Consider the following 23,271-nt stretch of genomic DNA (forward strand, 5'->3'; position numbering starts at 1 on the left):
CAGGCGCTACTGCTTTATTCCTTACCTTGACGTGCCGTTGAGTTCCCATCCAACAGGGCACCGGCACTCAGGGCCGGCCCCGTCACGGACATCAGGAGCGAAGTCATGGACCAGGAACTATCCCGCAGGACCGCGCTTAAGGGCGCCGGAGGGGTGGCCGTGACCGGCCTGCTCCTGAGCTTCATCAGCCAAACCGCCCAGCCCGCCCGGGCCGCGGAAACCCCGGCCTTGACCAGCGCCGATTTCGCCACACTGCGCTCCACCTGGGTGGACCAGCTCACCGGCCGGAGGGAATTCATTGCCGGCGACCGGGATTTCGCCAACGCCTTGGCCACTCTGGACCACGCCGCCGCATCGGCCGTGGCCACCTTGGACTCCTCCACGGCCAGAACCCGGATCTTCACGGACTTGGACCTGGCCGCAGCCGGGGACCTGCGCTATACGTATGTGCGCTTATCCCAGATGGCCACTGCCTGGGCCACCCCCGGGGCGGCTTCCTTCGGCCAGGGCACCTTGTTGAAGCAGATCCGTGCCGGGCTGTCCGACGCCCACCGGCTGCGCTACAACGACACCACTGACGAGGAGGGCAACTGGTGGGCCTGGGAAATCGGGGTTCCCCGGGCCCTGGCGGACACGCTGGTACTGCTCTTCGACGAGCTGGACGAGGACGAGCGGGCCGCGCACTGCGCAGCGATCGACCACTTCGTGCCGGACCCGTGGCAGCAGTTCCCGCCCTCGCGCGGGAAGATCACCTCGGTCGGGGCGAACCGCGTGGACCTGTGCCAGGGCATCATCGTCCGCTCACTGGTCGACGGGAACGAAGAGAAGCTCCACCATGCCGTCGCCGGACTCTCCGAGGTGTGGCAGTACGTCACCAGCGGCAACGGCTTCTTTGCCGACGGCTCCTTCATCCAGCACAGCACCACCCCCTATACCGGCTCCTACGGGGTGGTTCTGCTCAGTGGTCTCGCCAAGCTCTTCGCACTGCTCGGCGGAACCGATGCCGCGGTCTCCGATCCGAGCCGGGACATCCTCTTCACAACCGTTGAGGACTCCTTTGCCCCCTGCCTGATGGCCGGGGCCATGGCCGATTCGGTGCGCGGGCGCAGCGTCTCCCGCGAGGAAAACACCGGTTTCGATTTGGGGGCCAGCACCATCGAGGCCGTGCTGCTGCTGGCACGTGCCGTCGACGCACCCACCGCCAAGCGCTGGCGCCGGCGCGCGTTGCAATGGATCACCGATAACGACCACGCCCCCATTCTGGACGGAGCCAGCGTCGCGCGCACGGCACTGGTGAAGGAACTCCTGTCGCTGGGCCTGTCGCCGGCGGCCCCACTGGCCGGCCATTTCCTGTTCCCGGCGATGGACCGCACCATGCACCGCGGCCCCCAGTGGTCACTGTCCACGGCGATGTGCAGCAACCGGATCTCCTGGTACGAATGCGGCAACGGCGAAAATGACCGGGGCTACCATTCCGGCTCGGGCATGACCTATGTCCATGACGCCGATCTGGGCCAGTACGACGACGCCTTCTGGGCCACCGCAAACCATGTCAGGCTGCCCGGGACCACCGTGGACACCACGTCCCTGCCGGATCAGGTCGAGGGCCAGTGGGGGGCCGGGACACCGGACAACGAATGGACCGGCTCGAGCGCCAACGAGGAGATCGCCGCCGTCGGACAGCACCTCATCGGCCCCGGAGGCACCGGACTCAGTGCCCGGAAGTCATGGTTCGTCAGCGAGGACGTCATCGTGTGTCTGGGCTCCGACATCCACACCGGTTCCTTGGCGCCGGTGGAAACCATCGTGGACCACCGCAACCTGCACCAGGGCTCCAACGCCTTGGTCACCGCTTCGGGGCGCGTCGCAGCTACGACTGATGCTGAGTCAGTCCTCTCATCGGACCGCTGGGTCCATCTAGAGGGCTTCGGCGCTTACGTCGCGCTGGACGAAGCGCCACTTCACGTACTGCGCGAACGCCGGTCGGGGTCCTGGTCAGATGTCAACGCCAAGGGCAGCACCGAGGTGCAGCAACGCAACTACGCCACGCTCTATTTCGATCACGGCACCTCACCGGAGCAGGCCGGCTACGCGTACCTGATCGCCCCGGGCGCCTCGATCCAGGGGGCTGCGAAACTCGCCCGACGGAAGCAGCACACGGTGCTGCGTAATGACGCGGTCGCCCAGGCGGTCTCCTTCGCCCACGAGAAGACGCTGGCCGCCACGTTCTGGGGGCAGGGCACGGTCGCCGACCTCGAACTGTCGGGCCCGGCCTGCGTCGTCCAGCGCGAGGACGGAAACCGGCTTCAGTTGTCGCTCAGCGAACCCACCCAGGGCGCTTCCTCGCTCTCGTTGACCTTCAGGACCAGGCGGCGCTACCGGCTCCTCGAGGGTGATAGAGCCAGGCTGACCCGCAACGCCGACGGGTCGACGACGCTAGAGGTCGATACCCGCGGCCTGGCTGGGGCCACGGTGCACCTCGCCGTTCAGGCCAAGGGCCCGCGGACCTTCACGCCGTCGGGCCCGCGGTAGCGGCCGGGGCCCGGCGGTCCGTCGGGCCCGCGGTAGCGGCCTCCGGCACGGTGGCACAGGATTCGCGCACCACAATGCGCGGTCGCAGACGGATCTGGTAGATCGGGCAGGCATCGCCTTCTTTCAGCCGGCGCAGCAGGATCTCTGCGGCCATCATGCCCAAACGGTGCTTCGCGGGCGAGATCGCCGTCAACGGGATCGGGGCGATATCGGCCATCTCATCGTCATAGGAGACCAGGGATAGTTCCTCGGGCACGTTCACCCCACGCCTCAGGGCGGCGGTCTGCAGCAGTGTCGCTTCGCGGTCCCCGAACACCAAGGCCGCCGTCGCACCGCTGTCCCGTAGCCGGGTATACATGGCCTCGGCCTGATCCTGCTCCCATTCGGGTTTTGTCGAACTGAAAATCGGCAGTTCCTCCCCGTCGGCAAAAAGTCCGAGGTCGGCGACGGCACTGCGGTACCCGGCGACGACGGCCGATTGGGTGGGGTTGGCGCTCTTGCCCGCCACATTGGACCTCGTCAGCACGGCGATGCGTTCGTGCCCCAGTCCGGCCAGGTGCTTCACCGCGTCGTAGGCCCCGCCCTGGTGGTCCGAGCAGATGTGTTCGGTCCGATCCGCAGCCCCGAGGTCCTCGAGGCTGCGCTCGAGCAGCACCACCGGGACCGGCAGGGCCGCCAGTTCGGCGACCCTCCGCTCCGGATCGGGAATGCCGGTCAGGGTCGGTACGAGCAGCAGCCCGTCGACGCCGGCGTCGAGCAGGAACTGGATGCTGGAGTTCTCCCGGCTCAGATCGTAATGGTAGGTCGACAACTGCAGGCTGGCCCCCTGCGCCGTGAGGTGCTCCTCGATCCCCTGCAGGACTTTCGGATAGTACAGCTGGGTATCCGGCAGCAGAACACCGATGGTGTAGCGCGGTTTCTTCAAGGCCCGCGAGGGTGGGGTGGCGACGAAGCTGCCGGCGCCCTGCCGCCTGATGACGAGCCCTTTCTCGACCAGATCCTCGTAGGCACGCCGGACCGTGGTCAGGGACAGGCCGGTTTCCCGGGCGAGTTGGGCCTCCGTGGGTAGCTTGCTGCCCACGGCCCAAGTGCCCGCGAGGATCTCCCGGCGAAGGTCTTCACTGAGTTCCTGAAATTTCAGGGGCTGCTTGCGGACGTTACGCAGTTCCCCCTGGTCGGCGACGAGCCGTCGGTAGTCTGGCACGGATACTCCCTTGGTCATTCCTTCCATAATGCACGATCATTGAAGGAGTTTTAAGGGATGATTCGTCAATGATTTCTGAAATCGTTGGATTTTAGCCGTTTTTTCTCGCCAGGCGGACGCTGATGCCACCTAGTCATTCTTTATTCCTCTCGACAATGCCGGGTATGAAGTAAGGAACACCCGCCATATCCCGTGTAGGACTAGGAGTGCCCGTGAATCGGAACCCACCCAACATCTTGATGATCCTCAGCGACGATCAGGGCGCCTGGGCCATGGGATGCGCGGGCAACGAGGACATCCAGACACCCACCTTGGACGCGTTGGCTGCCGAAGGCACCAGGTTGGAGAACTTCTTTTGTGCCTCACCCGTGTGTTCCCCGGCCCGAGCGAGCCTCATGACCGGCCAACCACCCTCCCGGCATGGAGTCCACGACTATCTGCACGGCGTCGAGGCCGGCCCCAACGCCACGGACTTCCTCTCCGGCCAACCACTCTTCACCGATGAGTTGGCGGCCGCTGGCTACTACATGGGCCTGTCGGGCAAATGGCATCTTGGCGCCAATGACGAGGCCCGCCATGGCTTCGACCATTGGTACGCCTTGGAGGGTGGCGGATGCCCCTACGACCACGCCACCATATACCGCAACGGTGAGAAGGAATTGGTCACCGACTACCTGACGGACGCGATCACCAACGACTCTGTGGGGTTCATCGAGCAGGCTGCACGCCAGGATGCCCCGTTCTTCTTGGCGCTGAACTACACGGCCCCACATATGCCGTGGAAGGACCAGCACCCCGAAGAGTTCACGCGACTTTACGAGGACACGGCCTTCGCCTCCTGCCCGCAGGAACCCATGCACCCGTGGACCACCACCGTGGGCGGGGTCCCGCTGGGCGGCGAGGCCGATACCCGTGCGGCCTTGGTGGGCTACTTCGCGGCGGTCAGCGCCATGGACGCCGGCATCGGGCGCGTATTGCACCGGCTCGAGGAACTCGGACTGCGTGAGGACACGATCGTGGTCTTCTCCAGCGACAACGGCTTCAACTGTGGTCATCACGGCATCTGGGGCAAGGGTAACGGCACCTTCCCGCAGAACCTCTACGACTCCTCGGTGAAGGTTCCCGCCATCTTCTCCCACCGCGGCAGCATCCAGACCGGCCGGGTAGCGCAGGAGCTACTCTCCGCCTATGACGTCGCCGCCACCCTGCTGGAACTAGCCGGTCTCGAGGCGAGTGAATTCGAGACGGGGCCCGGTCGCTCCTTCGCCTCAGTGTTGACTGGCCAGGAAACGGAGGCGGCGGCCGTTCCCCGGCCCGTAGTGGTCTTCGACGAATACGGCCCCTCCCGCATGATCCGCAATCGCTTCTGGAAGTACAACCACCGTTACCCCCACGGCCCACACGAGCTCTACGATCTGGAGAACGACCCGGAGGAACGGGAGAACCTGGTTGATAACCCGGCCCATGCCGACCGGGTCGCCGAGATGCGCGCCGAACTGCAGGAGTGGTTCGACACCTACGGATCTGAGGACTTCGACGGCAGTTCCCTGCCAGTGGCCGGCGCCGGACAACTGCATCCGCTCACCGGGAACCCGTTGGGCGCCTTCACTGCCCCGAATTGGGACGGAACCCCGATCGGGGACGCAGCACGGAAGGAACACCATGATGCCTGAGCAACCGAACCTGCTGTTCATCATGGCGGACCAGTTCCGCGATGCGGCGCTGGGGTTCCGCGATGCCGACCCCACCTACACGCCCAATCTCGACGGCCTGGCCAGGGAATCAGCCGATGTCGCCCATGCCGTGAGCAGCTACCCGGTGTGCAGCCCGCATCGGGCGATGCTGATGACCGGCCAACACCCGCACCGCAACGGGGTGCCGGTGAACATCAACTCCAACACCGGTGCCGGGCTTCCACCAGACATCGACACCTGGTCCAGGGTTCTCCAGGAATCCGGCTACCAGACCGGGTACATCGGCAAATGGCATCTGGAGGCCGTGACCGCCGAGGACGCCATCTGGGGCGAGGGCTTCCGCGAAGGCGCCGTCTGGGACGCCTATTCCCCACCGGATCGCCGGCACGGCTTCTCCTTCTGGTATTCCTACGGCGCCGCCGACAATCATCTGCGTCCGCACTACTGGATGGGTGACGCGCCGCGCGAGGAAAAGACGATCGTCGAACAGTGGTCGGTCGAACACGAAACGGACGTCGCGGTCGATTTCCTGCGAACCGTGGACACGTCCGAGGGTCCTTTCGCCTTGGTGGTCTCGCATAATCCCCCACACCAACCCTTCGACCAGGCCCCGACCACGTTCCGGGATCGCTATACCGCCCTGGCACCCGAGGAACTGTTGACCCGGCCCAACGTCGACCTTGGGACGCCGGCCGGCCGGGAGGCCGTGGAGAAGGCCCCCGACTATTTTTCCGCCGTCTCTGCCGTAGATGAACAGATTGGCCGCCTCCTGGCGTCCTTGGAGGAAACCGGACAGCGGGAGAACACGATCGTCATCTTCACCTCCGACCACGGGATGCAACTGGGCAGCCACGGTCTGATGTACAAGAACGTTCCGTGGGAGGAGTCGATGTCTCTGCCGTTCCTCATCCGCTGGCCCGGACATATTGCCGCCGGTCGTAACGAACGGACGCTGATCGGTTCGGTGGATGTTGCCCCGACCCTGCTCGGTTTGACCGGACTGTCCGACAAGATCCCCGACGCCATGCAGGGCACCGACGTTTCCGCCGATCTGGTGGACCGGACGCCTTCCGGCTCCAACGGAGCCGGATCGGCCATCTACTACGGCCCACCAGCGCCCGACTGCGGCCCGGGAATCCGCGGTTTGCGCACCGCCGATTCCAAGCTCCTGGTCGATTGCCGTGCTGATCCCAGCCGGCCGGGCCGGTACCTGCTCACACCGCGGCTCTTCGATCTGCGGGCAGACCCCTACGAAATGCGTCATCTGGCAGCAATGGAGGACGCGCGCGGCAAAGAATACTGCGTACAGTTGCTTCATGAGCTCGAAGTCGCCGGCGACACCTGGCCGGCCTTGGAGGACCTCCGGGCGATGGTCGCGGACCTGGACCGTTGGTCACCCTGATTCCGCATCGGCCCAAGCCGCCCCGGCCAGCCTGCCCCCATCCCCTGAAGAGGACGCCATGAAACTCGAGATCGCCGTCGTCGACCTTCCCGGAGCACTGATTGCCGCCGAGGAGGGCGCCAACCGGGTCGAGCTGTGCGCGGATCTGGAGGTCGGCGGGCTCACCCCTTCCACTGCCCTGCTCGAATCGTGCCGCGGCCCGTTGGCCGGCACCACCGAGATCCATCCGATCATCCGTTGCCGTCCCGGGAACTTCGTCTACTCCGGTGAAGAGCTGGGCACCATGGCGGAACAAATCGCCTCCTGTGCCGCCCGAGGCGCCGACGGCGTCGTCTTCGGGGCGCTCACCCCCGATGGCTGGATCGACCGGGCGGGAACCCGCGCTCTTCTCGATGCGGCCCGCTGGGCCAACCCCGCCATGGAAATCACGTTCCATCGAGCCATCGACGAATGCCGCGACCCGCTGGAAGCCATCGATCTGCTGGCCGGCCTCGGCTTTACCCGGGTGTTGACCTCGGGGGCCGAGGACTCCGTGGGGGCGGGCCTGGACCTGCTCGCCCGTCTGGTCCAGCGTGCCGCCGGACGGCTTCAGGTCATGGCTGGTGGCGGGCTCGTCGTCGAGGATATCCCGGCGTTGAAGGCCGCGGGTCTGGACGCCGTACACCTCTCCGCCAGAAGGAAGCCCGCTCCGGTGCCGGCCGGCGCAGCAGCTGCAAGCCCCGGGGTTCGCACGAGCACCGGGACCATGCCGATGGTGCTGACCCCGTCGCAGGAAACCGCAACCGACCGAGAACTGGTCAAGGAAGCCCGCGCCGCTTCGCGCTAACCCATCGGCTTCAGGCCCCGAAGACTCCCTGATTGATCGCGTCGGCCGGCCATCGTTCATGGCGAATCCACGACAGATTCGCGGTGATGGCCCCGTCCGACGCCTGCAGCCCGTCGGGCGTCCAGTTCAGAACGAGGCGCCTGGCCACCGCCTCCAGATCGATGTTCCGCCGGGTGAAGCAGACCAGCCAGGACCATCGCGTCTCCGCGCCAGCGGCCGGATCCACCGTGATCACCGGTACGGCAACCCGTTCACCAAGGATCGATCCGGAGGCTTCGCGGATGCGGGGAGTGGCCGCTACCGTGTCATCTTCCGGGGCACCGACGAACTGGATGGCGGAGCGCAACCCGTCCGCACCGGCGGCCAGGGCTCCCGCGGCGGTGAGCACGGATTCCGGCTCGGTATCACCAGCCAAGGCATAGCCGCTGGCTTCGAGGGGCATGGCCACGGCACCACGGATACGCGCGGCACGCAGCTCCACGCCGTCGGGCAGCAGCGCCGTCGCATAGTCGACCTCGACATCACGTCCCGCGGCGTCCAGCCGGAATCTGCTGCTGCCACCTCCCGGACGGGCCACCCCGGCCACCGGTCCGCGGTGCACACTCGTTGAGTCGCCCAACGGCACATAGAGGTCGTTATCGCGCAGGCTGCCCTGCTGGACCGGGGCACTGGCCGTGCTGAAGGCTAGTCGTCGATACAGGGCCGAATCGTGGCGCGGGTGGCCCCCGGTGCCGAAGTTGGCGACTTTCACGATGTCGTCACGGTGGTCCCCCCGGACCAGCCACTGCGGTCCGGACAGGACCCGATTCACATCGGCCCCCTCGATCTCCAGGGCCGCCTCCGGCGCGGTCCAGGCCGGATGGTCGGCCGGGAGCAGCAACCCCAAAAACCCCTTGGCCGCCCACAACGGGGAGCCCGGGGCGTTATAGGACTGCAGGATGGAGGATCGCGGCCCCCACCATCCCAGCGGGAGCACCCCGTCGTCCCCGACGCCCCGATCCGTGAAATGCCGGGCCACCCCGGAAGCGAGCCGCCGGGTCCGCCCCGGAGGCAATGCCTCCACCCCTTGGAGCTCGCCCATCCAAAAAGGTGCGACAACGCCCCAGCGATAGATCAGCGACCGCCCCTGGATCAACGGGCTCCCTCCGGCAGCGAAGAGGTGCTGGTAGCCCCGAAGGAACATCTCCAGGCGCTCCCGGTAGAGCCGCAGGCGTTCGGCCGACGCCGTGGCCGCCGCCACGGTTCCGGAGAGCATCTCCAGGATGAAGAACGGGTAAAGCTGGAAGGTCCAGGCGTTGTAGTGGTCGAATCGGCGTCCCTCGCCGTCGGAATACCAGCCGTCCCCGGCGTACCAATCCTCGATGCGGTCCAACGCGGCCTCAATGCCGAACCGGTCGCAGGGCGCGCCGATCGAGGCCAGGAAGGCCTGGATGGTGGCCCCGAAAAGGACATGGTTGTTATCGGCAGAGGCCTGGCCGGTGGCTCCGGAGAGCCAGTGGATGATCCGGGCTTGCACCCCGTCATCGAGTCCGTCCCACAGCCAGGGGCGGGAGAAATGCAGGCCGAGGACGATCGCGGTGGCTTCCACCGTGGGTTGGCCGTGGTCGGTTAATCCCGGCCATTGTTCGGCATCGCCGCACCGGGTTCCTGCCGCCAGCGCGTCGGCGTACCACTGCACCAGGGCAGGATCTGAACCTGCCGAACCGGCGATGCGCAGCGCAGCCAGCAAGAACGACCGCGCGAAACCCTCCAACTGGTCGGTGGCATTTTGTCCCGCTGCCGGCGGAAAGACCACGCGTGCTCCCGCGGGAGAGGAATGGCGGTGGGCCCCGGCGATCAACCGGTCGGCCAACCGTTCCCACTCGACGCGGCCCCATCCGGTGAAGGTCCGGGCTTTCTCCATGTCCTGCTCTTTTTCCGTCGGTCCCACCTGCTGTCGCTACAGTGCCTGTTGCAGATCCGCTACGGTTTCTGCACGGACGGGTTCGGTCTTCCGTGAGCTGGCGGAACGGTAGGAAGCGAGGATGGTTTCCACGATGCTGCGGGCATGGTTGTTGCTCACCTGTGGTGAGGCCCCGTTGACCGTAGCTAGGAAGTCGGCCAGCTGGGCGGTGAACCCCGTCTGGATGTTATCCGCCGAGGGGACGTGGAGCGTACTGCTTTGTCCGTGGTGCCGAATGATGGTCCCGTGGTCGGGGGTGCAGGAGATCGTGCCTTCCTCACAGATCAACAGGATCTCGTCCAGCCGCTGCGGTGGATCCGAGACGATGACGATGTTGATCTCCACCCCGTTGCGCAGGTGCAAATTCAGGTAGCCGTCGGTCTCGACCTCGACACCGAAACGTTCCAGGGTCCGGGAGTCGACGGTTTCGGCCACCGAATCAGCAAGCCAGAGTGAACGGTCGATGCAATGCCCGCCGATGTTCATGAACGCACCGCCGCCGGCCATCACCGGGTCGAAGAACCATGCCGGCCGGGTGCCGGGGCGGTAGTTCGTACTGCGGAAATCACGGATCATCAGCAGCTTTCCCAGCTTCCCGGAGGCCAAGGCCTCATGGGCGGCAACCTTTTCAGGCAGGAAATGCTGGATATGCCCGACGACGAGTGTCACCCCTGCTTGTTCGCAGGCGCGCATCATGACATCGCAGTCCGCCAGGCCGATGGCCATGGGCTTTTCCACCAGCACATGCAGGCCTGCGTCCGCGGCGTCGAGCACCATTTGCAGATGCAGGGCATGCGGGGTGTTCACGATGACCGCATCCAGTTCCGCCTCAGCGTACATCTTCAGATAGTCGGTATAGACGGCTGCCCCGGTCAACACGGCGACGTCGGAGGCCGTATCGGGCCGAAGGTCACAGACGGCGACCAGTTCGACGTCGGGCAGCGTGGTGGCTGCCTGTGCATGCAACGGGGCGACGGCACCTGCCCCGATGATTCCTAGACGGATCAATTGCTTACCTCTTAATATGCGTCGTGGACCGTGGTTGATGCGTGGTCCTGATCGTGGGTCGTGACCTTGGGTCGGCACGGCCGGTCCTTAAGAGATGATTATTCAAGCCAATAAAGAATGATTCCAGACGTAATCGTCGACGATTATGATCTGCATTGCTTTCACGGGTCGACGGAATGCGGATAAAACCATGAAAGACCATGTTTTGTCACAGGACTTCTTCAAGTACCACTTGAATCCTTCTTTTTGACGCTGTGATAGTCGTCTCAACCGAACCGCAGTATCCGCGGTTCACCCTCACGAAAGGTGAATGCCATGGGCAAAACAGCCCGCTATTTTCGCCCCACGGCCCTCCTCCTCGGATCGGCTTTGGTCTTCTCGGTCACCGGTTGCGGCGGCCCCGCCTCCTCCTCGAGCGCCGAAGCACAGGCAGATGACATGACGACTTCCATCGACGGCCAGACGCTGACGTACTGGTCCATGTGGAAGGAAGGCGAAGCCCAGCAGAAGGTCATCGCCTCGGCCATCAAGGACTTCGAGAAGGACACCGGCGCCAAGGTGGACGTGCAGTGGCAAGGTCGCAGCAACACGCAGAAGCTGGTGCCGGCACTGAACACCAACAACGTCCCTGACCTGGTGGACGGGGCCTACGGCAAGTTGGCGACCTCGGTCGGCGACACCGGCCAGGCCCTCGGCCTCGGCAGCACGTACGACGCCGATGTCGACGGCAAGACAGTTTCCGAACTGATTCCGGAGAAGTACCTCAAGAACGCAGACATCTCCGACGAGAACGACCAGCCCTGGATGCTGCCCTACAACTTCAGCTCCGAAGCGTTCTGGTTCAATAAGAAGGACCACCCGGAGATCGCCGCCAACCCACCCAAGACGTGGGACGATTTCATGGCCACCTTGAAGAAGCTCGAGAAGGGCAAGGCCGCGCCGCTGGCAGCGGACGGCGACATCGGCGGTTACAACTCGGCATGGATCATCAACCTGGTCCTGCGACACGGCGGGCCCGGCTCCTTCAAGAAGCTGGCCGCCGACACGTCCGGGGAGGCCTGGTCCTCCCCCGAGGTCCTGGATTCGGCGAAGAAGGTCGAGGAAATCGCCAAGAGCGGTTACCTGATCAGCGGTTACGACGCCAGCAAGTTCCCCGCCCAGCAGCAGAAATGGGCCACCGGCAAGGCAGACCTGCTGTTGAACGGTTCGTGGATCCCGGCCGAAACCTCCCCCTACGCCTCGAAGGGCTTCGACTACGCCTCTTTCCAGTTCCCCTCTGTTGACGGCAACCCGACCAGCGTCCGCGCCGACTTCGTTGGATTCTCGATCCCACGCAAGGCCGAGCACGCAGCCGCTGCCGAACAGCTCGCAGTGACCCTGCTGGACAAGAAATACCAGGACCAGTTCGGCGCCAAGGCCAAGGTCTTGCCGATCCGCACCGACGCCACCATCGCCCCGGAAATGCAGGACATCAAGGATGCGGTCGATGAGACCGAGAGCATCAACCTCGCCTTCGACGGCGTGGTCTTCCCCGGCTACCAGGAGAAGATCCTCTGGCCCAATACCGACCAGCTCTTCCTGGGCAAGATCACCGCTGAAGAGTACGTCAAGAAGATGCAGCAGGATCAGAAGCAGTACTGGAAGGACAATGGCTAATGACCTTGACCCCAGTCCAAGAGGTCGGCACTGAACCGGCCAAGCAGCCCCGAGGCGCACCACGGGGGCGCAAGAAGAAGCAGGAATCCGGCAGTTCCATCGACCGGCAGCGGCGTAAGCTCCTGATCCCGTTCGTCGGGCCAGCGTTCCTGTTCTACACCATCCTGTTCATCGTCCCGTCCATCGGCGCCTTCTGGATCAGCCTGCATAAGTGGTCCGGTTCGGGGCCCATGAAGTTCGTGGGTCTGAAGAACTACTCCCAGGTCTTCCGCGACGACCTGTTCCTCACGTCGTTCGGCAACACCCTGCTCCTGCTCTTCGTCGTCGGCATCGCGATCTTCGTGATCGCCTTCGGGCTGAGCCTGGTGCTGCGGGACATGATGGGCAAGAAGATCGCCCGCTCGGTGATCTTCTTCCCCCACCTGATCAACGCGTTGGTCTTTGGCGTTCTGGCCGGGTTCATCTTCAATCCGGGCGGGCTGGTCAACAAGCTGCTCGAGCCACTGGGGGTCACCGACCCGCCCAAATGGCTCGCCGCGGACAACCTCTTCCCGCTGATCATGGTGACCATGGTGGCCACCACCACCGGCTACTTCACCACCATCTTGATGGCCGGAGTGGACCGCATCCCCCCGTATTTCTATGAGGACTGCGCTCTCGCCGGGGCGACCCCGTTCCAGCGGCTGCGCTACGTGATCCTGCCGCTGACCTGGGATGTCTTCGGGACGTGTGCGGTGTTGTGGACGATTTCATCGATCAAGATCTTCGAGATCATCTGGGTGTTCGGCGGCAGCAGTGGCGCCGGACTCCCTCCGACCCAAACCTGGACGACGGCGGTCTACACCTACGTCACCGCGTTCTCGGGCCAGTCCACGCCGGCCTACGGTGCGGCGACCGCCTCGGCGATCATCTCGCTGGCCCTGATCTCCGTCCTCGTCATCATCCTGCGTCGTGCCATGCGCCGTGACGCCGTCGAATTCTAGGAGGAAGCATGTCTGAAAACCTGGACGTCGCCGTCGTCACTCCCATCCGCAGGAAACGCAATCGTGCCGCAAGCCCCGCCATGGCGGGGGAACGCACCTTCCTGCGCGGTCTGGGGATCACGGTCCTCTGGATCGCCGTCGCCGTCATGATCCTCATGCTGGTGTGGATGGTCGCCCAGTCCTTCCGTGGCACCAGGGAAATCCTGAGCGACCCGTGGGGCATCCCGGCCTCGATGGACTTCACCAACTACGTGAATGCCTGGACCGTGGGCAATTTCGCCCAGGCCACGTGGAACAGCTTCATGACCACCGTGGTCTCCTCCGTGGTGGCCGTGGTGGTGGCGGCACCCGCTGCCTACTATCTGGGCCGCGTCGAGAACAAGCTGACCAATGCGTTGAGCCTGTACTTCATCCTGGGTCTGGGCATTCCCGCCCAGGTGATCCTCATTCCGCTATTCGTCATGCTCAACAAGGTGTACCTGACCGATAGCCTGCTCGGGCTGAACCTGGTGTATATCGGCATCTCGATGCCGTTCACCGTATTCCTGCTCACGGCCTTCTTCAGGTCGCTGCCGATCGAGATGGAGGAAGCTGCGGCCCTGGACGGTTCCAATGCGTTTGGAACGTTCTTCCGCATCACCCTCCCACTGGCCAAGGGTGGCATTTTGACCGCCTTCGTCCTGCAGGTGATCGCGCACTGGAATGAAACCCTGCTGTCGCTGACGCTGATGCAGTCCACCGAGAACTACACCCTCCCGGTGGCGCTCATTTCCTTCATCCAGCAGCAGACCTACTCGGGTGCCGACTGGGGCGGGTTGTTCGCCGGGCTGGTGATCGTCGTCATTCCCATGCTGGTGGTCTACCTCTGGCTGGGGCGCCGCCTGACCGAGGGGTTGACCCTGGGCATGGGCAAGTAGTGAACGTCCCCACTGGCGGCCGGCCGAATATCGTGATCATCATGGCCGACCAGTGGGCCGCCCACGCGCTGGGTTGTGCCGGCTCCGAAATCGTCCAGACTCCTTGTTTGGACGCACTTTCCGGGGCCGGCCTTCGCTTTAACCGCGCATACACCACCTTTCCGCTCTGCGTTCCGGCCCGCAGTTCGCTGGTCGCCGGGCGGTACCCCCACGAACTGGGCATCTCCGGCAATGCCGGCGTCTCCGGGAAGACCCCGGGCCGCTCCCCCGAAAGCCTGGGGCATTGGTTCACTTCCGCAGGCTATGACTGCGCGTACGCCGGCAAATGGCATGCCCCGGGGGCCAGTGCCGTCGAGGCCGATGGGTTCGACGTGGTCCACCCCTTCGGTGATCTGGGGCTTCCCGAGGCCGCCGACGCCTGGTTGGGGACCCGGCAGCAGCAGGAGAAGCCGTTCTTGCTCTTCGCCTCCTTCGATAACCCCCACACCATTTGCGAATACGCCCGCGGACAGCATCTGCCCTATGGTGATGTCCCCCCGCCGGCTTCCGTCCGCGATGCTCCTCCCCTGCCGGCGAACTTCGCGACACCGCCAGCTAGTCCCCAGGCGTTGACGTACGAACGCACTCAGGCCGAGCCGTCCTACGGGACCTCCGAGTTCACCGCCGATGATTGGCGCCTGTATCGACACACCTATGCCCGACTCATCGAGTGGGCGGATGGACAGATCGGTTCGATCTTGGACTCGCTGGAGGCGCACGGACTGGCCGATGACACCGTAGTGCTCTTCACCAGCGACCACGGAGACGGTGACGCCTCCCACGGCTGGAACCAGAAGACCTCCCTGCAGGAAGAGACCGTCAGGATCCCGCTGCTCATGCGTGGCCCCGGTATCGGCGCTTCACAGGTCTCCGAGCAGCTCGTTTCCCTCGGGGTGGATCTGATCCCCACCCTGTGCGGGGTGGCCGGCATTAATGCACCGCCGGGGGCCACCGGGCACGATGTCCTGGCGCAGCCGCGCACCAGCGACGACGGAGTCGCGATCGAAACGGCTTTCGGGACCGGCGACAAAGGCTCCACCTTGGGCCGGGCCTTCATCGGGGAACGGTATAAGTATTCGGTCTATAGTTGGGGAAAATACCGCGAACAGCTCGTGGATCTGATCGCGGATCCGGGCGAAATGCGCAATCTGGCCGCCGAATCGGCCTTCGACGAGGTATTGGAGGACTTCCGCGCCCGGCTGCTCGCCTGGTGCCTGGAGACCGGCGACGCGGCCTTCCTGAAGAAGCTCGTGCTGCCCACCGGGGTGGACCCTGCAGTGCGTGCGGGGATCTACGCGATCCCCTACTGATCCGGGAACGGCGAAGGCCCGGGTTCCTTCCCTGCTGGGAGGAACCCGGGCCTTCTGCACACCCTAGGCGTCGATGAAGCGTTCGACGGCGGTCTCCGGACGAAGCCGATCGGCGGGATCGATGTCCCCGGCAAAGGCCAGCCACTGGTAGAAACGGTCCCCCCGCCTGATCAGCTCCTGGTACAGGCGCAGGCGCAGGTCCTTGAGCACCGGGCGGTAGACCGGGACGTCCACGACGTTGTTCAGCTCGTCGGGGTCGGCCTCCAGATCGTAGAGCTCATCGATCCCCTCCGGATTCGCGATGTATTTATACCGGTAGTCCCGGATCATCCGCTGGGCGTAGGGGAAGTGGTGGCCGTGGAACTCGCAGACGATTTCGGTCCTCCACTCCTGTCCCAGGGGTGCGGTGCAGGCCGGCATCAGCGATTCGCCGCGGATGCCTTCTGCGTTGCCGCCGGCAATGTCGATGAACGACGCCGTGAAATCCTGCAACGAGACGAACTTCTCCTCGCGCCGTCCTTCTTGCCCGGGCTCCGCCACGATCGCGGGGATCCGGTAGATGTCCTCATACATGGCCGGGCCCTTGTCATTCAGGCGATGGGCCCCGGTGAACTCTCCGTGGTCGGCGGTGAACATGGTGACGGTGTCATCGGCCAGCCCCAGCTCGTCCACCACGGCCAGGATGCGGCCGATCTCGTGGTCGATCATGGCGACATAGCCCCAGTACACGGCGGTGAGCTTCTTCCACTCCTCGGTGCTGAAGGACTCCGTGGACCAGTATTCGGCGTAGGTCTGCTGGACCTGAGGTTTGCCGTGGAAGGTTTCGGCGAAGGAACCGGGCAATTCGATATCGCTCGGGTCCACCAAGTCGTACCACTGGCGTGGGATCAGGTACGGAAGGTGAGGACCGAAAATATGGCAGGACAGGAAGAACGGCGTCCCGTCGTCGTTCCCTTCGGCGCCGGTCCCCGCAGCGAATTCCCGCAGCTTGGCGATGGTCTGGTCGGCCAGCCAGGCCTCGAAGGTCGCTTCGGTCGGCTGCTCGGTGATCCCGGCAATCAGGTGTCCCTGCGAACCGTCGGAGGCCGTGGTGTAGACAGGTTCCACGATCTTGAAGGCCGGATGCCCGTGGTCCTCGAGCCACTGAACGTAGTCCGGGTCGTCGAAGGTGTTCAGTGCCCCGGCCAGGTGCTTGCCCTCGAAACCGTAGTATTCCGGTCCGCGATGGCGGCCCACATGCCATTTGCCGACGTGTCCGAGCCGGTAGCCCTGGCGGTGTAGTTCATCGGCGAACGTGGGAGTTCCGTCGGGCAATTCCTCGCGGGCACCGGAATTCCACTCGTAGTTCGCCAACAGTCCGTGCTCGAACGGATGCTTCCCCGTCAGCAACGAGGACCGTGCCGGAGTGCAGATGGCCGTCGGAGTGTAGGCCCGCTCGAACACGGTGCCGCGTTCGGCCATCGCATCCAGATGCGGGGTGTGTTCCGAACTGTTCCCGTAGCAGCCCAGCGTGTCGATGCGCTGCTGATCCGTCATCAGGAACAGGATGTTGCGCTTCTTCTGTGTCGGTTCCAACTCTATTGACCTATGCCTTCTTCGTTTCGACGTACAAGTCGCCGGTGTAGAACGTCTTCGGATCGGCGATCTTGTCGATCTTGTCGTCGGCGAGGAACTGCTCCTCCAAGCCCTTGAGCCATTTGCCGATGGTTCCGTCCTTGGTTTTCTCCTCCAGCTCGGCACTGGTGAAGGTGATCGCGACGTCGACCTGCGGCTTGAGCGTTTCCTCCCCGACCTTCAGGAACTTCGCCGAAGCCGAGAGGCTCTTTTCCGTGTTCTCCTGCCGGAAGTCGTTGGAGGCCTTGACCACGGAAATGAACTTTTGCGCGAGCTCCTTGTCCTTCTCCGCCCGGCCCGCTGCCGCAACGAAGGAGCTGGGGAAGGTCAGGTCGTCCAGGTAGTCCTTATTGGCCGCCAGTTCGACGACGTCCGGGACGCGCTCCTTGATGTTGTCGATCAACGGGTACCACAGGGCCGCTCCGTCGATTTGTCCCGAGGCGAAGGCCGAAACAGCCGTCGAGGGATCCATGGTGACGATGTCGAAGTCCTCGCGCTTCAGGCCCTCCTTCTTGAGGACCAGGTTCAGCAGCTGATCCCCCGACGTCCCCTCGGGGACACCGACCTTCTTGCCCTTCAGGTCCTCCATCGAGGAGATCCCCGGCTGGGCGATGACCCGGTCGGCGTTGGACACGGTGTTCAGCGCCCAGATCTCTGCCTTGCCCGATGCCGGAAGCCACAGGGCTCCCGACCCGATGTACGCGACATCCACATTATTGGTTCCCAGCGCCTGGATCGCCAACGGTCCATTGGTGAAGGGCACGAAGTCGGGCTTCAGCCCGGCCTGGTCCCAATACCCTTCTTCGTTGGCCAGGGCGAGCAGGGCGGCGCCGTTATAGTCGGCGATGTAGCCCACCTTGATGGGCATCTTTTCCGCCCCGCCGGACGAGCCGCTGGATTCGGAGCCGGCACAGGCCGTCAGCGCGGCGATGGTGGCGAGGCCGAGACCACCGGCGAGAAAATCCCGGCGTTTGGTGTTGTTCAGGTTCATGATGCCCTCCAGAGGTGTGCTGAGTGGATGTCGGTGGTGCGGAACGAAAACGAGGCTGGTGCCTTATCCGCTGTTTTCGGTATCGGAGTCCGGCTGGTTGTAGACCGCGTCCCAGACCTGTGAGCGGAGCTCGGAGAATTCGGGGGTCATGCGCAGGTCGTTGTCCCGCGGGTAGGGAAGGCCGACGTCAACCACCTTGTAGATCCTGCCGGGCCGGGCCGCCATGACGATGACCTTCGAGGCCAGATATACGGCTTCGTCGACGTCGTGGGTCACGAACAGGACGGTGCGCCGTTCCCGCCCCCACGTCTCGAGGAGTTGTTCCTGCATATGCACGCGGGTGAGGGCGTCCAGAGCTCCGAAGGGTTCGTCCATGAGCAGGATCTCCGGGTTGACCGCATAGGCGCGGGCAATGGCGCACCGTTGCTTCATCCCGCCGGACAGCTCCTTGGGAAGTGCCTCGGCGAACGCCGTGAGCCCCACCAGTTCCAGATAGTGGTCGACGGTGTGGCGTCGCTGCTTCGCGGGGACTTTCTGTAGTTCCAAACCGAACTCGACGTTCTTGCGTACGGTCAGCCAGGGAAACAGTGCGTATTGCTGGAAGATCACCCCGGTGCGGGGGCTCGGACCGGTGACCTCCTCTTCGTCGACGAGGACCCGTCCGCTGGTGGGTTCCAACAGTCCGGCTGCTGCGTTGAGGATGGTGGACTTCCCGCATCCCGAGGGGCCGACGACGGTGACGAACTCCCCGTCGGCGACGTCCAGTGACACGTCTTCTACGGCGGTGAAGATCTCTCCGCCGAGCATGAATTCCTGGTGGATGTTTTCGAACTGGATCATCGGCTTGGTGGTCGCACGAGGCATGATCGTCTTCTCTCTATCGTCGTTCTTGCCAGCGCGTGAGGCGGGCCTCAAGCAGCAGGAGGATGCGGTCCATGATCAGCCCCAGCAGACCGATCGCAATCAGGTCCACGAAGATGGTGGGGAGGTCGTAGTACAGCTGCGCCTGTTGCATGCGGAAGCCCAATCCACTGGGTGCGGCGATGAGCTCGGCGGCCACCACGGTGGCCCATGAAGCACCCAAACCCACGCGCATGCCGACGAGGATGAACGGGCTCGACGCCGGCACCACGACTCGTCGGAACACGACGAAGCTGGAAGCTCCCAGAACCCGGGCCGCGTTGATCAGCGTCTTTTCAACGGTCACGACCCCCTGGAACGTCGAGACCACGCAGGTAAGGAACGAGGCCAGAAAGATCACGAAAATCTTCGGTGTCTCGCCGATGCCCATCAGGACGATCGCCAACGGGATGATGGCCAGCGGCGGGACGGTGCGGAAGAACTGGACGTATGGCTCCAGGATGGACCGGAATAACGGGTACCAGCCCATCAGGAAGCCCACGGGGATGGCCAAGAGAACGCCCAGCAGGAAACCGCTCAGCACACGGGCCAGGCTGGCTGCGATATCCGAGATCAAAACCCCTGACTGACCCATTTCCACGGCCTTCGCCGCCACGGCGACGGGCCCGGGGATCACGACCAGACCGCTGGCCGAGACGAGCCACCAGACAGCGATGCCACCGATAACTGCTAGAACGCTGATGATCCGCAAGGTCTGCGTGGACATGGGCTGGCGGGCTTCTTTTCGCGGTGGCCGCGGTCCCGGGGTTCCCTGTGAAGGAATAGTGCTCCGCCCGCTGTCGGCGGGAGCTGTTTGCGATGTCATACAGGTCACACTATCCACTGACGCTACTTACGACAAGCACATTTACCTAAGTCATTTCTGTGCAACAAAAATTCTGGTCGATTCTTATGAAGTTCCGCTAGGCTCCAAGGTATGAATGCCCAGGGTGAACTCTCGACTACCGATAAACGGGTTGTCCAAACACTGCTTCAGGATGGCCCCACGAGTCGTTCTGGTTTGCAGCAGCAGCTGGGTTTTTCGCGTCCCACCATCTCTTCCGCGGTCACTCGTCTCATCGAGCGGGGCCTGTTGGAGGAGGCCGGTCTGGCTGCCTATGGGGCCGGACGCAACGGCAGGCCGCAGGTCCTGTTGCGCCCGCGCAGCACCATTGGAGCCGCGCTGGGAATCGAAGTGGGGCGGGCGCGCGTGGCCGTCACCGTCGCCGCTCTGGACGGAACAGTCCTCGCCCAGAAACTCACCACCTTCGAGGCCGGACCCAGTTTGGCTCACCGGCTAGGTATCGCCCTGCGTTCGGTCCGTGCCCTGATCAGCTCCGGGACCATCACCGCGGATTCGATCATCGGAACGGGTGTGGCGATCTCCGGAAGGCATCTGCCCGCCGCCGATGATCCGGACGCCACCGGCGCAGACCCCGCAGGTTTCCCCCTGGAACGGCTGCGTCGACTCATCCCCGCCCCGGTCCTCTGGGATAACAACACCCGGTTGGCAGCCCTCCGCCATCTGCGGGAGGCCCCTGCCGCGGCCACGACCGGCCTGCTCTACGTCGTCCTCTCGGACGGGATCAGCGCCGGACTGATCGACGGGACCGAGATCTTCCGCGGAGGGCACGGGGCCGCCGGGGAGCTGGGGCACCTGTGCATGGATCCGGCAGGGCCCCTGTGTTGGTGTGGCTCCCGAGGGTGCCTGGAGGCTCTGATCGGCATGGGGGCGATCCTGCGCCGCGCTACCGATCACGGGCTGGAGGTCACCGATCTGGCGGAGCTGTCCGCCCTGGCCGGCGACGGAGAGCAGCGCGCCGTCGAGCTGGTCTCTTGGGCCGGGACGCTGCTGGGTGTGGCATTGTCCAGCGCGACGATGCTCATCGACCCCCGCCGGATCATCCTCAGTGGCCAGCTGGCGCATTTGGGGGTTTCGCTCCACGAAGCTGCCCTCCAGGAACTAACCCGTCGACGCACCGCCGTCTCGCTCCCGGTCCCCGAACTCGTCCTCCACGAAGGCACTCAATACGAGGCCAGCCATGGGGCCGCCCTGCAGGCGCTGCAGCGGTGGGGCACCGATTTCATGGTCGCGATACAGTGACCGCATCCGATCCGAAGGAGAACTCCTTGTCCTGCTGCCATGGTCCGGCCCGCTCCGAGCCAGCCCACACCACCGAGGCTGCTGCTGCCGCCTCTGCCGCACCTGCCGCCGGGCCAGCAACGAAAGAGCATCGCCTGCTCGACACGGTCGAGTTGACCGGCGGAACCTTCAGCATGGGCGACGCCTTTGACGAGGGATACCCCCACGACGGGGAACTTCCGGTCCATGACGTGTCACTCTCGCCCTATTCCATCGATTCCACGACGGTCACCAACGCCGAATTCAACCGTTTCGTTCAGGCCACAGGATTCCGCACGGAGTCCGAGGAGTACGGCTACTCTGCGGTCTTCCATCTGCTGGTCGACGCCGACGACCGCGACATCCTCGGCCGCTCCAGTGATGTGCCCTGGTGGATCACCGTCCGCGGCTCCGACTGGGCCCATCCGCACGGGCCCCGTTCCTCCTGGCGGCAGGAACCGCAGTCGCCGGTGGTCCAGGTCTCGTGGAACGACGCCGTGGCCTACTGCCGGTGGGCCGGAAGGTCCCTGCCCACCGAAGCACAGTGGGAACATGCGGCACGCGGGGGCCTGGAATCTCGCCGCTACGCGTGGGGGGATGAGCTGTTGGCCACCGACGGCGGGCACCTGTGCAATATCTGGCAGGGAAGGTTCCCGGTGCAGAACACCCTCGACGACGGCTATCTCGGACCTGCTCCTACGGGCACGTTCGCCCCCAACGGGTTCGGCCTCTACGAGATGGCGGGGAACGTCTGGGAATGGTGCGCCGATTGGTTCGACCCCAACTACTACAGCAACTCCCCGCTGAAGGACCCTACCGGCCCAGCTGCCGGCCCCGGGCGGGTGATGCGGGGAGGCTCGTTCCTCTGCCACGATTCCTATTGCAATCGGTATCGGGTCTCAGCACGGTCGGCCAACACCCCGGATTCGGCCAGCAGCAATCTCGGCTTCCGGACCGTTGCACCGGTGGCGCAGCAGCCCCGCTAGACCAGCGGGTTGGCGGCCCGCCCCTCGGTATTGACCAGTACGACGACGGAGTCTTCCGTGACGCCCAGTTCCCGGCGTCGTGCGGTCACGGCCAGGGCGTTCCGGGTCCCTGCCAGTGCTGCGGCCCCACAGGGTCCAGCATCCTGAGCCAGCTCCTCGAGATCCTGAACCGCCCGGCGACATTGGCCTTCGGTGACCCCGACGGCGGCGTCCATTCCGGCGGAGAGCAGCGGCCAGCCCAGTGAGGAAACGCTCCCGCAGTTCAGCCCCGCCATCAGGGTGGGAACCGAGGTATCCACGGTGATGGGCGCCCCGGCCTGCAACGATCGGGTCAGGCAGGCCGCGGAGTCCGGTTCCACCCCGAGCAGGGCCGGCCCTGGGCCTGGGCGGCTTCGATAATGTTCCACGAGCGCCTGGGCCAAGGAACCCACCCCCACCGGGCAGGCCAGCAGATCCGGGCTGCCCCCCTGAACCTGAAGGGCGTCGTCGATCTCGCGGAACAGGGTGGTGTATCCGTCGACGATCCACTGTGGGACCTGGGTGTACCCCTCCCAGGCGGTGTCCTGGATCAGCACATCGCTCTCGCTGCCCTCGACCGAAGCGGCGGCCCTGGCCACGACGTCGTCGTACACTGCCTCCTCTTCCACGAGGCGGGCGCCTTCGCCCCTGATCCCCTCCAGCGCGGCGACTCCGAGTCCAGCGGGAACATGGATTCGGGCCTCCACCCCGAGCAGCCGGGCCATCCGGGCGATGGCCCGGCCATGATTGCCATCCGTTGCCGTGACGAGCACCGGCAGCTTTCCCGGCGCGCCCTCTTGGCGCAAGAGTCCGGCCAGCCGAGGCACGGTCATCCTCTCGGGGTCCTGGCCCAGACGCTGGCAGAGCGCCCGGCACACGGCCCAGGAGGCGCCAAGGATCTTGAAGGCCGGCAGCCCCAACCTGCTGGATTCGTCCTTGAGCAGGACGCGCCCCACCCGCAGTTCGGCGGCCAGGGACGGCAGCTCAACCAGCGGCGTGGGCGCATAGCCGGCCAAGCTGCGGTGGTAGTCCAACCCCGATCCCGGTGCTGTAGTCCGCCACCTCTTGGCGGCTGGACGGGAATACCAGGTGCTGGGTTCGCCCATGGTCATGCCTCCCTTGTGGAA

The 23,271-nt window shown here is 64.8% G+C and carries 18 protein-coding genes; 10 read left to right on the forward strand and 8 right to left on the reverse strand.

Annotation, left to right across the window (positions count from 1 at the left end; genetic code table 11):
* Positions 1-105: 105 nt before the first annotated feature.
* Entirely contained in the window at positions 106-2,532 is a 2,427-nt protein-coding gene (locus CIK75_RS15730; protein WP_086994357.1) for a polysaccharide lyase 8 family protein, read from the forward strand.
* On the opposite strand, the gene CIK75_RS15735 is transcribed toward CIK75_RS15730, so the two are convergent.
* Positions 2,510-3,736 carry a substrate-binding domain-containing protein gene (locus tag CIK75_RS15735; protein WP_241895506.1) on the reverse strand — a complete coding sequence of 409 codons (1,227 nt, stop codon included), beginning with the start codon at positions 3,734-3,736 and terminating at the stop codon, positions 2,510-2,512. The two genes, CIK75_RS15730 and CIK75_RS15735, sit on opposite strands and share 23 nt — an antisense overlap.
* Before the next feature lie 212 nt (positions 3,737-3,948).
* Between CIK75_RS15735 and CIK75_RS15740 the strand changes: the two genes are divergently transcribed.
* Genes CIK75_RS15740 through CIK75_RS15750 form a run of 3 tightly spaced genes read left to right on the forward strand, consistent with a single transcriptional unit; the run spans position 3,949 to position 7,658 of the window.
* On the forward strand, positions 3,949-5,409 hold the full coding sequence (locus tag CIK75_RS15740; protein WP_086994351.1) for a sulfatase-like hydrolase/transferase: 1,461 nt from the start codon (positions 3,949-3,951) through the stop codon (positions 5,407-5,409).
* Positions 5,402-6,832 carry a sulfatase gene (locus CIK75_RS15745; protein ID WP_158225985.1) on the forward strand — a complete coding sequence of 477 codons (1,431 nt, stop codon included), beginning with the start codon at positions 5,402-5,404 and terminating at the stop codon, positions 6,830-6,832. Before CIK75_RS15740 ends, CIK75_RS15745 begins: the two co-directional genes overlap by 8 nt.
* Positions 6,833-6,890: 58 nt before the next feature.
* On the forward strand, positions 6,891-7,658 hold the full coding sequence (locus tag CIK75_RS15750; RefSeq protein WP_086994345.1) for a copper homeostasis protein CutC: 768 nt from the start codon (positions 6,891-6,893) through the stop codon (positions 7,656-7,658).
* A 10-nt stretch (positions 7,659-7,668) separates the two neighbouring features.
* Here CIK75_RS15750 and CIK75_RS15755 read toward each other — a convergent pair whose 3' ends face one another.
* Positions 7,669-9,561, reverse strand: coding sequence for a DUF2264 domain-containing protein (locus CIK75_RS15755; RefSeq protein ID WP_086994342.1), 1,893 nt, complete (start codon positions 9,559-9,561; stop codon positions 7,669-7,671).
* A 36-nt stretch (positions 9,562-9,597) separates the two neighbouring features.
* Complete coding sequence (locus tag CIK75_RS15760) at positions 9,598-10,608, reverse strand: Gfo/Idh/MocA family oxidoreductase (protein ID WP_086994339.1); 1,011 nt, start codon at positions 10,606-10,608, stop codon at positions 9,598-9,600.
* 315 nt (positions 10,609-10,923) lie between these two features.
* Between CIK75_RS15760 and CIK75_RS15765 the strand changes: the two genes are divergently transcribed.
* The 4 genes from CIK75_RS15765 to CIK75_RS15780 are packed head-to-tail and all read left to right on the forward strand — an operon-like array spanning position 10,924 to position 15,513.
* Complete coding sequence (locus CIK75_RS15765; RefSeq protein ID WP_086994336.1) at positions 10,924-12,264, forward strand: extracellular solute-binding protein; 1,341 nt, start codon at positions 10,924-10,926, stop codon at positions 12,262-12,264.
* Positions 12,264-13,247, forward strand: coding sequence for a sugar ABC transporter permease (locus CIK75_RS15770; protein ID WP_086994333.1), 984 nt, complete (start codon positions 12,264-12,266; stop codon positions 13,245-13,247). The genes CIK75_RS15765 and CIK75_RS15770 overlap by 1 nt, the downstream gene beginning before the upstream one ends.
* Positions 13,248-13,255: 8 nt before the next feature.
* Positions 13,256-14,164, forward strand: coding sequence for a carbohydrate ABC transporter permease (locus tag CIK75_RS15775; protein WP_086994330.1), 909 nt, complete (start codon positions 13,256-13,258; stop codon positions 14,162-14,164).
* Positions 14,164-15,513 (forward strand): sulfatase-like hydrolase/transferase, encoded by a 1,350-nt coding sequence (locus CIK75_RS15780; protein WP_086994327.1) that lies wholly within the window; start codon positions 14,164-14,166, stop codon positions 15,511-15,513. The genes CIK75_RS15775 and CIK75_RS15780 overlap by 1 nt, the downstream gene beginning before the upstream one ends.
* 63 nt (positions 15,514-15,576) lie before the next feature.
* Here the strand turns inward: CIK75_RS15780 and CIK75_RS15785 are convergent, their stop codons facing one another.
* The 4 genes from CIK75_RS15785 to CIK75_RS15800 all read right to left on the reverse strand — a co-directional run bounded on the left by CIK75_RS15785 (position 15,577) and on the right by CIK75_RS15800 (position 19,745).
* The gene (locus CIK75_RS15785) at positions 15,577-17,088 is read right to left on the reverse strand and encodes a sulfatase-like hydrolase/transferase (RefSeq protein WP_241895507.1); all 1,512 of its coding nucleotides are present in this window, start codon (positions 17,086-17,088) and stop codon (positions 15,577-15,579) included.
* 10 nt (positions 17,089-17,098) lie between these two features.
* Positions 17,099-18,118 carry an aliphatic sulfonate ABC transporter substrate-binding protein gene (locus tag CIK75_RS15790; protein WP_086994324.1) on the reverse strand — a complete coding sequence of 340 codons (1,020 nt, stop codon included), beginning with the start codon at positions 18,116-18,118 and terminating at the stop codon, positions 17,099-17,101.
* Between the two features lie 63 nt (positions 18,119-18,181).
* Positions 18,182-18,982: an ABC transporter ATP-binding protein gene (locus CIK75_RS15795; RefSeq protein ID WP_086994322.1), complete on the reverse strand. Its 801-nt coding sequence runs from the start codon at positions 18,980-18,982 to the stop codon at positions 18,182-18,184.
* Positions 18,983-18,995: 13 nt separating this feature from the next.
* Positions 18,996-19,745: an ABC transporter permease gene (locus CIK75_RS15800; protein WP_086994319.1), complete on the reverse strand. Its 750-nt coding sequence runs from the start codon at positions 19,743-19,745 to the stop codon at positions 18,996-18,998.
* A gap of 210 nt (positions 19,746-19,955) precedes the next feature.
* Here CIK75_RS15800 and CIK75_RS15805 point away from each other — a divergent pair, with 210 nt between their 5' ends.
* Entirely contained in the window at positions 19,956-21,122 is a 1,167-nt protein-coding gene (locus CIK75_RS15805; protein ID WP_086994316.1) for an ROK family transcriptional regulator, read from the forward strand.
* A 134-nt stretch (positions 21,123-21,256) separates the two neighbouring features.
* On the forward strand, positions 21,257-22,126 hold the full coding sequence (locus CIK75_RS15810; protein WP_241895512.1) for a formylglycine-generating enzyme family protein: 870 nt from the start codon (positions 21,257-21,259) through the stop codon (positions 22,124-22,126).
* Here the strand turns inward: CIK75_RS15810 and CIK75_RS15815 are convergent.
* A complete protein-coding gene (locus CIK75_RS15815; RefSeq protein WP_241895508.1) occupies positions 22,123-23,250 on the reverse strand; it encodes a diaminopropionate ammonia-lyase in 1,128 nt (375 codons plus the stop codon). The genes CIK75_RS15810 and CIK75_RS15815 overlap by 4 nt on opposite strands.
* Positions 23,251-23,271 lie beyond the last annotated feature (21 nt).

The sequence above is a fragment of the Glutamicibacter sp. BW78 genome, from assembly GCF_002332245.1.
In the GTDB taxonomy this organism is placed as follows: Bacteria; Actinomycetota; Actinomycetes; order Actinomycetales; family Micrococcaceae; genus Arthrobacter_H; species Arthrobacter_H rhombi_A.

Excerpts from the sequence above, each read along its gene's own strand:
- CIK75_RS15730 (WP_086994357.1), top strand. The coding sequence starts at position 106 with ATGGACCAGGAACTATCCCGCAGGACCGCGCTTAAGGGCGCCGGAGGG.
- CIK75_RS15745 (WP_158225985.1), top strand. The coding sequence starts at position 5,402 with ATGCCTGAGCAACCGAACCTGCTGTTCATCATGGCGGACCAGTTCCGC.
- CIK75_RS15750 (WP_086994345.1), top strand. The coding sequence starts at position 6,891 with ATGAAACTCGAGATCGCCGTCGTCGACCTTCCCGGAGCACTGATTGCC.
- CIK75_RS15755 (WP_086994342.1), bottom strand. The coding sequence starts at position 9,561 with ATGGAGAAAGCCCGGACCTTCACCGGATGGGGCCGCGTCGAGTGGGAA.
- CIK75_RS15765 (WP_086994336.1), top strand. The coding sequence starts at position 10,924 with ATGGGCAAAACAGCCCGCTATTTTCGCCCCACGGCCCTCCTCCTCGGA.
- CIK75_RS15770 (WP_086994333.1), top strand. The coding sequence starts at position 12,264 with ATGACCTTGACCCCAGTCCAAGAGGTCGGCACTGAACCGGCCAAGCAG.
- CIK75_RS15775 (WP_086994330.1), top strand. The coding sequence starts at position 13,256 with ATGTCTGAAAACCTGGACGTCGCCGTCGTCACTCCCATCCGCAGGAAA.
- CIK75_RS15790 (WP_086994324.1), bottom strand. The coding sequence starts at position 18,118 with ATGAACCTGAACAACACCAAACGCCGGGATTTTCTCGCCGGTGGTCTC.
- CIK75_RS15795 (WP_086994322.1), bottom strand. The coding sequence starts at position 18,982 with ATGCCTCGTGCGACCACCAAGCCGATGATCCAGTTCGAAAACATCCAC.
- CIK75_RS15800 (WP_086994319.1), bottom strand. The coding sequence starts at position 19,745 with ATGTCCACGCAGACCTTGCGGATCATCAGCGTTCTAGCAGTTATCGGT.
- CIK75_RS15805 (WP_086994316.1), top strand. The coding sequence starts at position 19,956 with ATGAATGCCCAGGGTGAACTCTCGACTACCGATAAACGGGTTGTCCAA.
- CIK75_RS15815 (WP_241895508.1), bottom strand. The coding sequence starts at position 23,250 with ATGGGCGAACCCAGCACCTGGTATTCCCGTCCAGCCGCCAAGAGGTGG.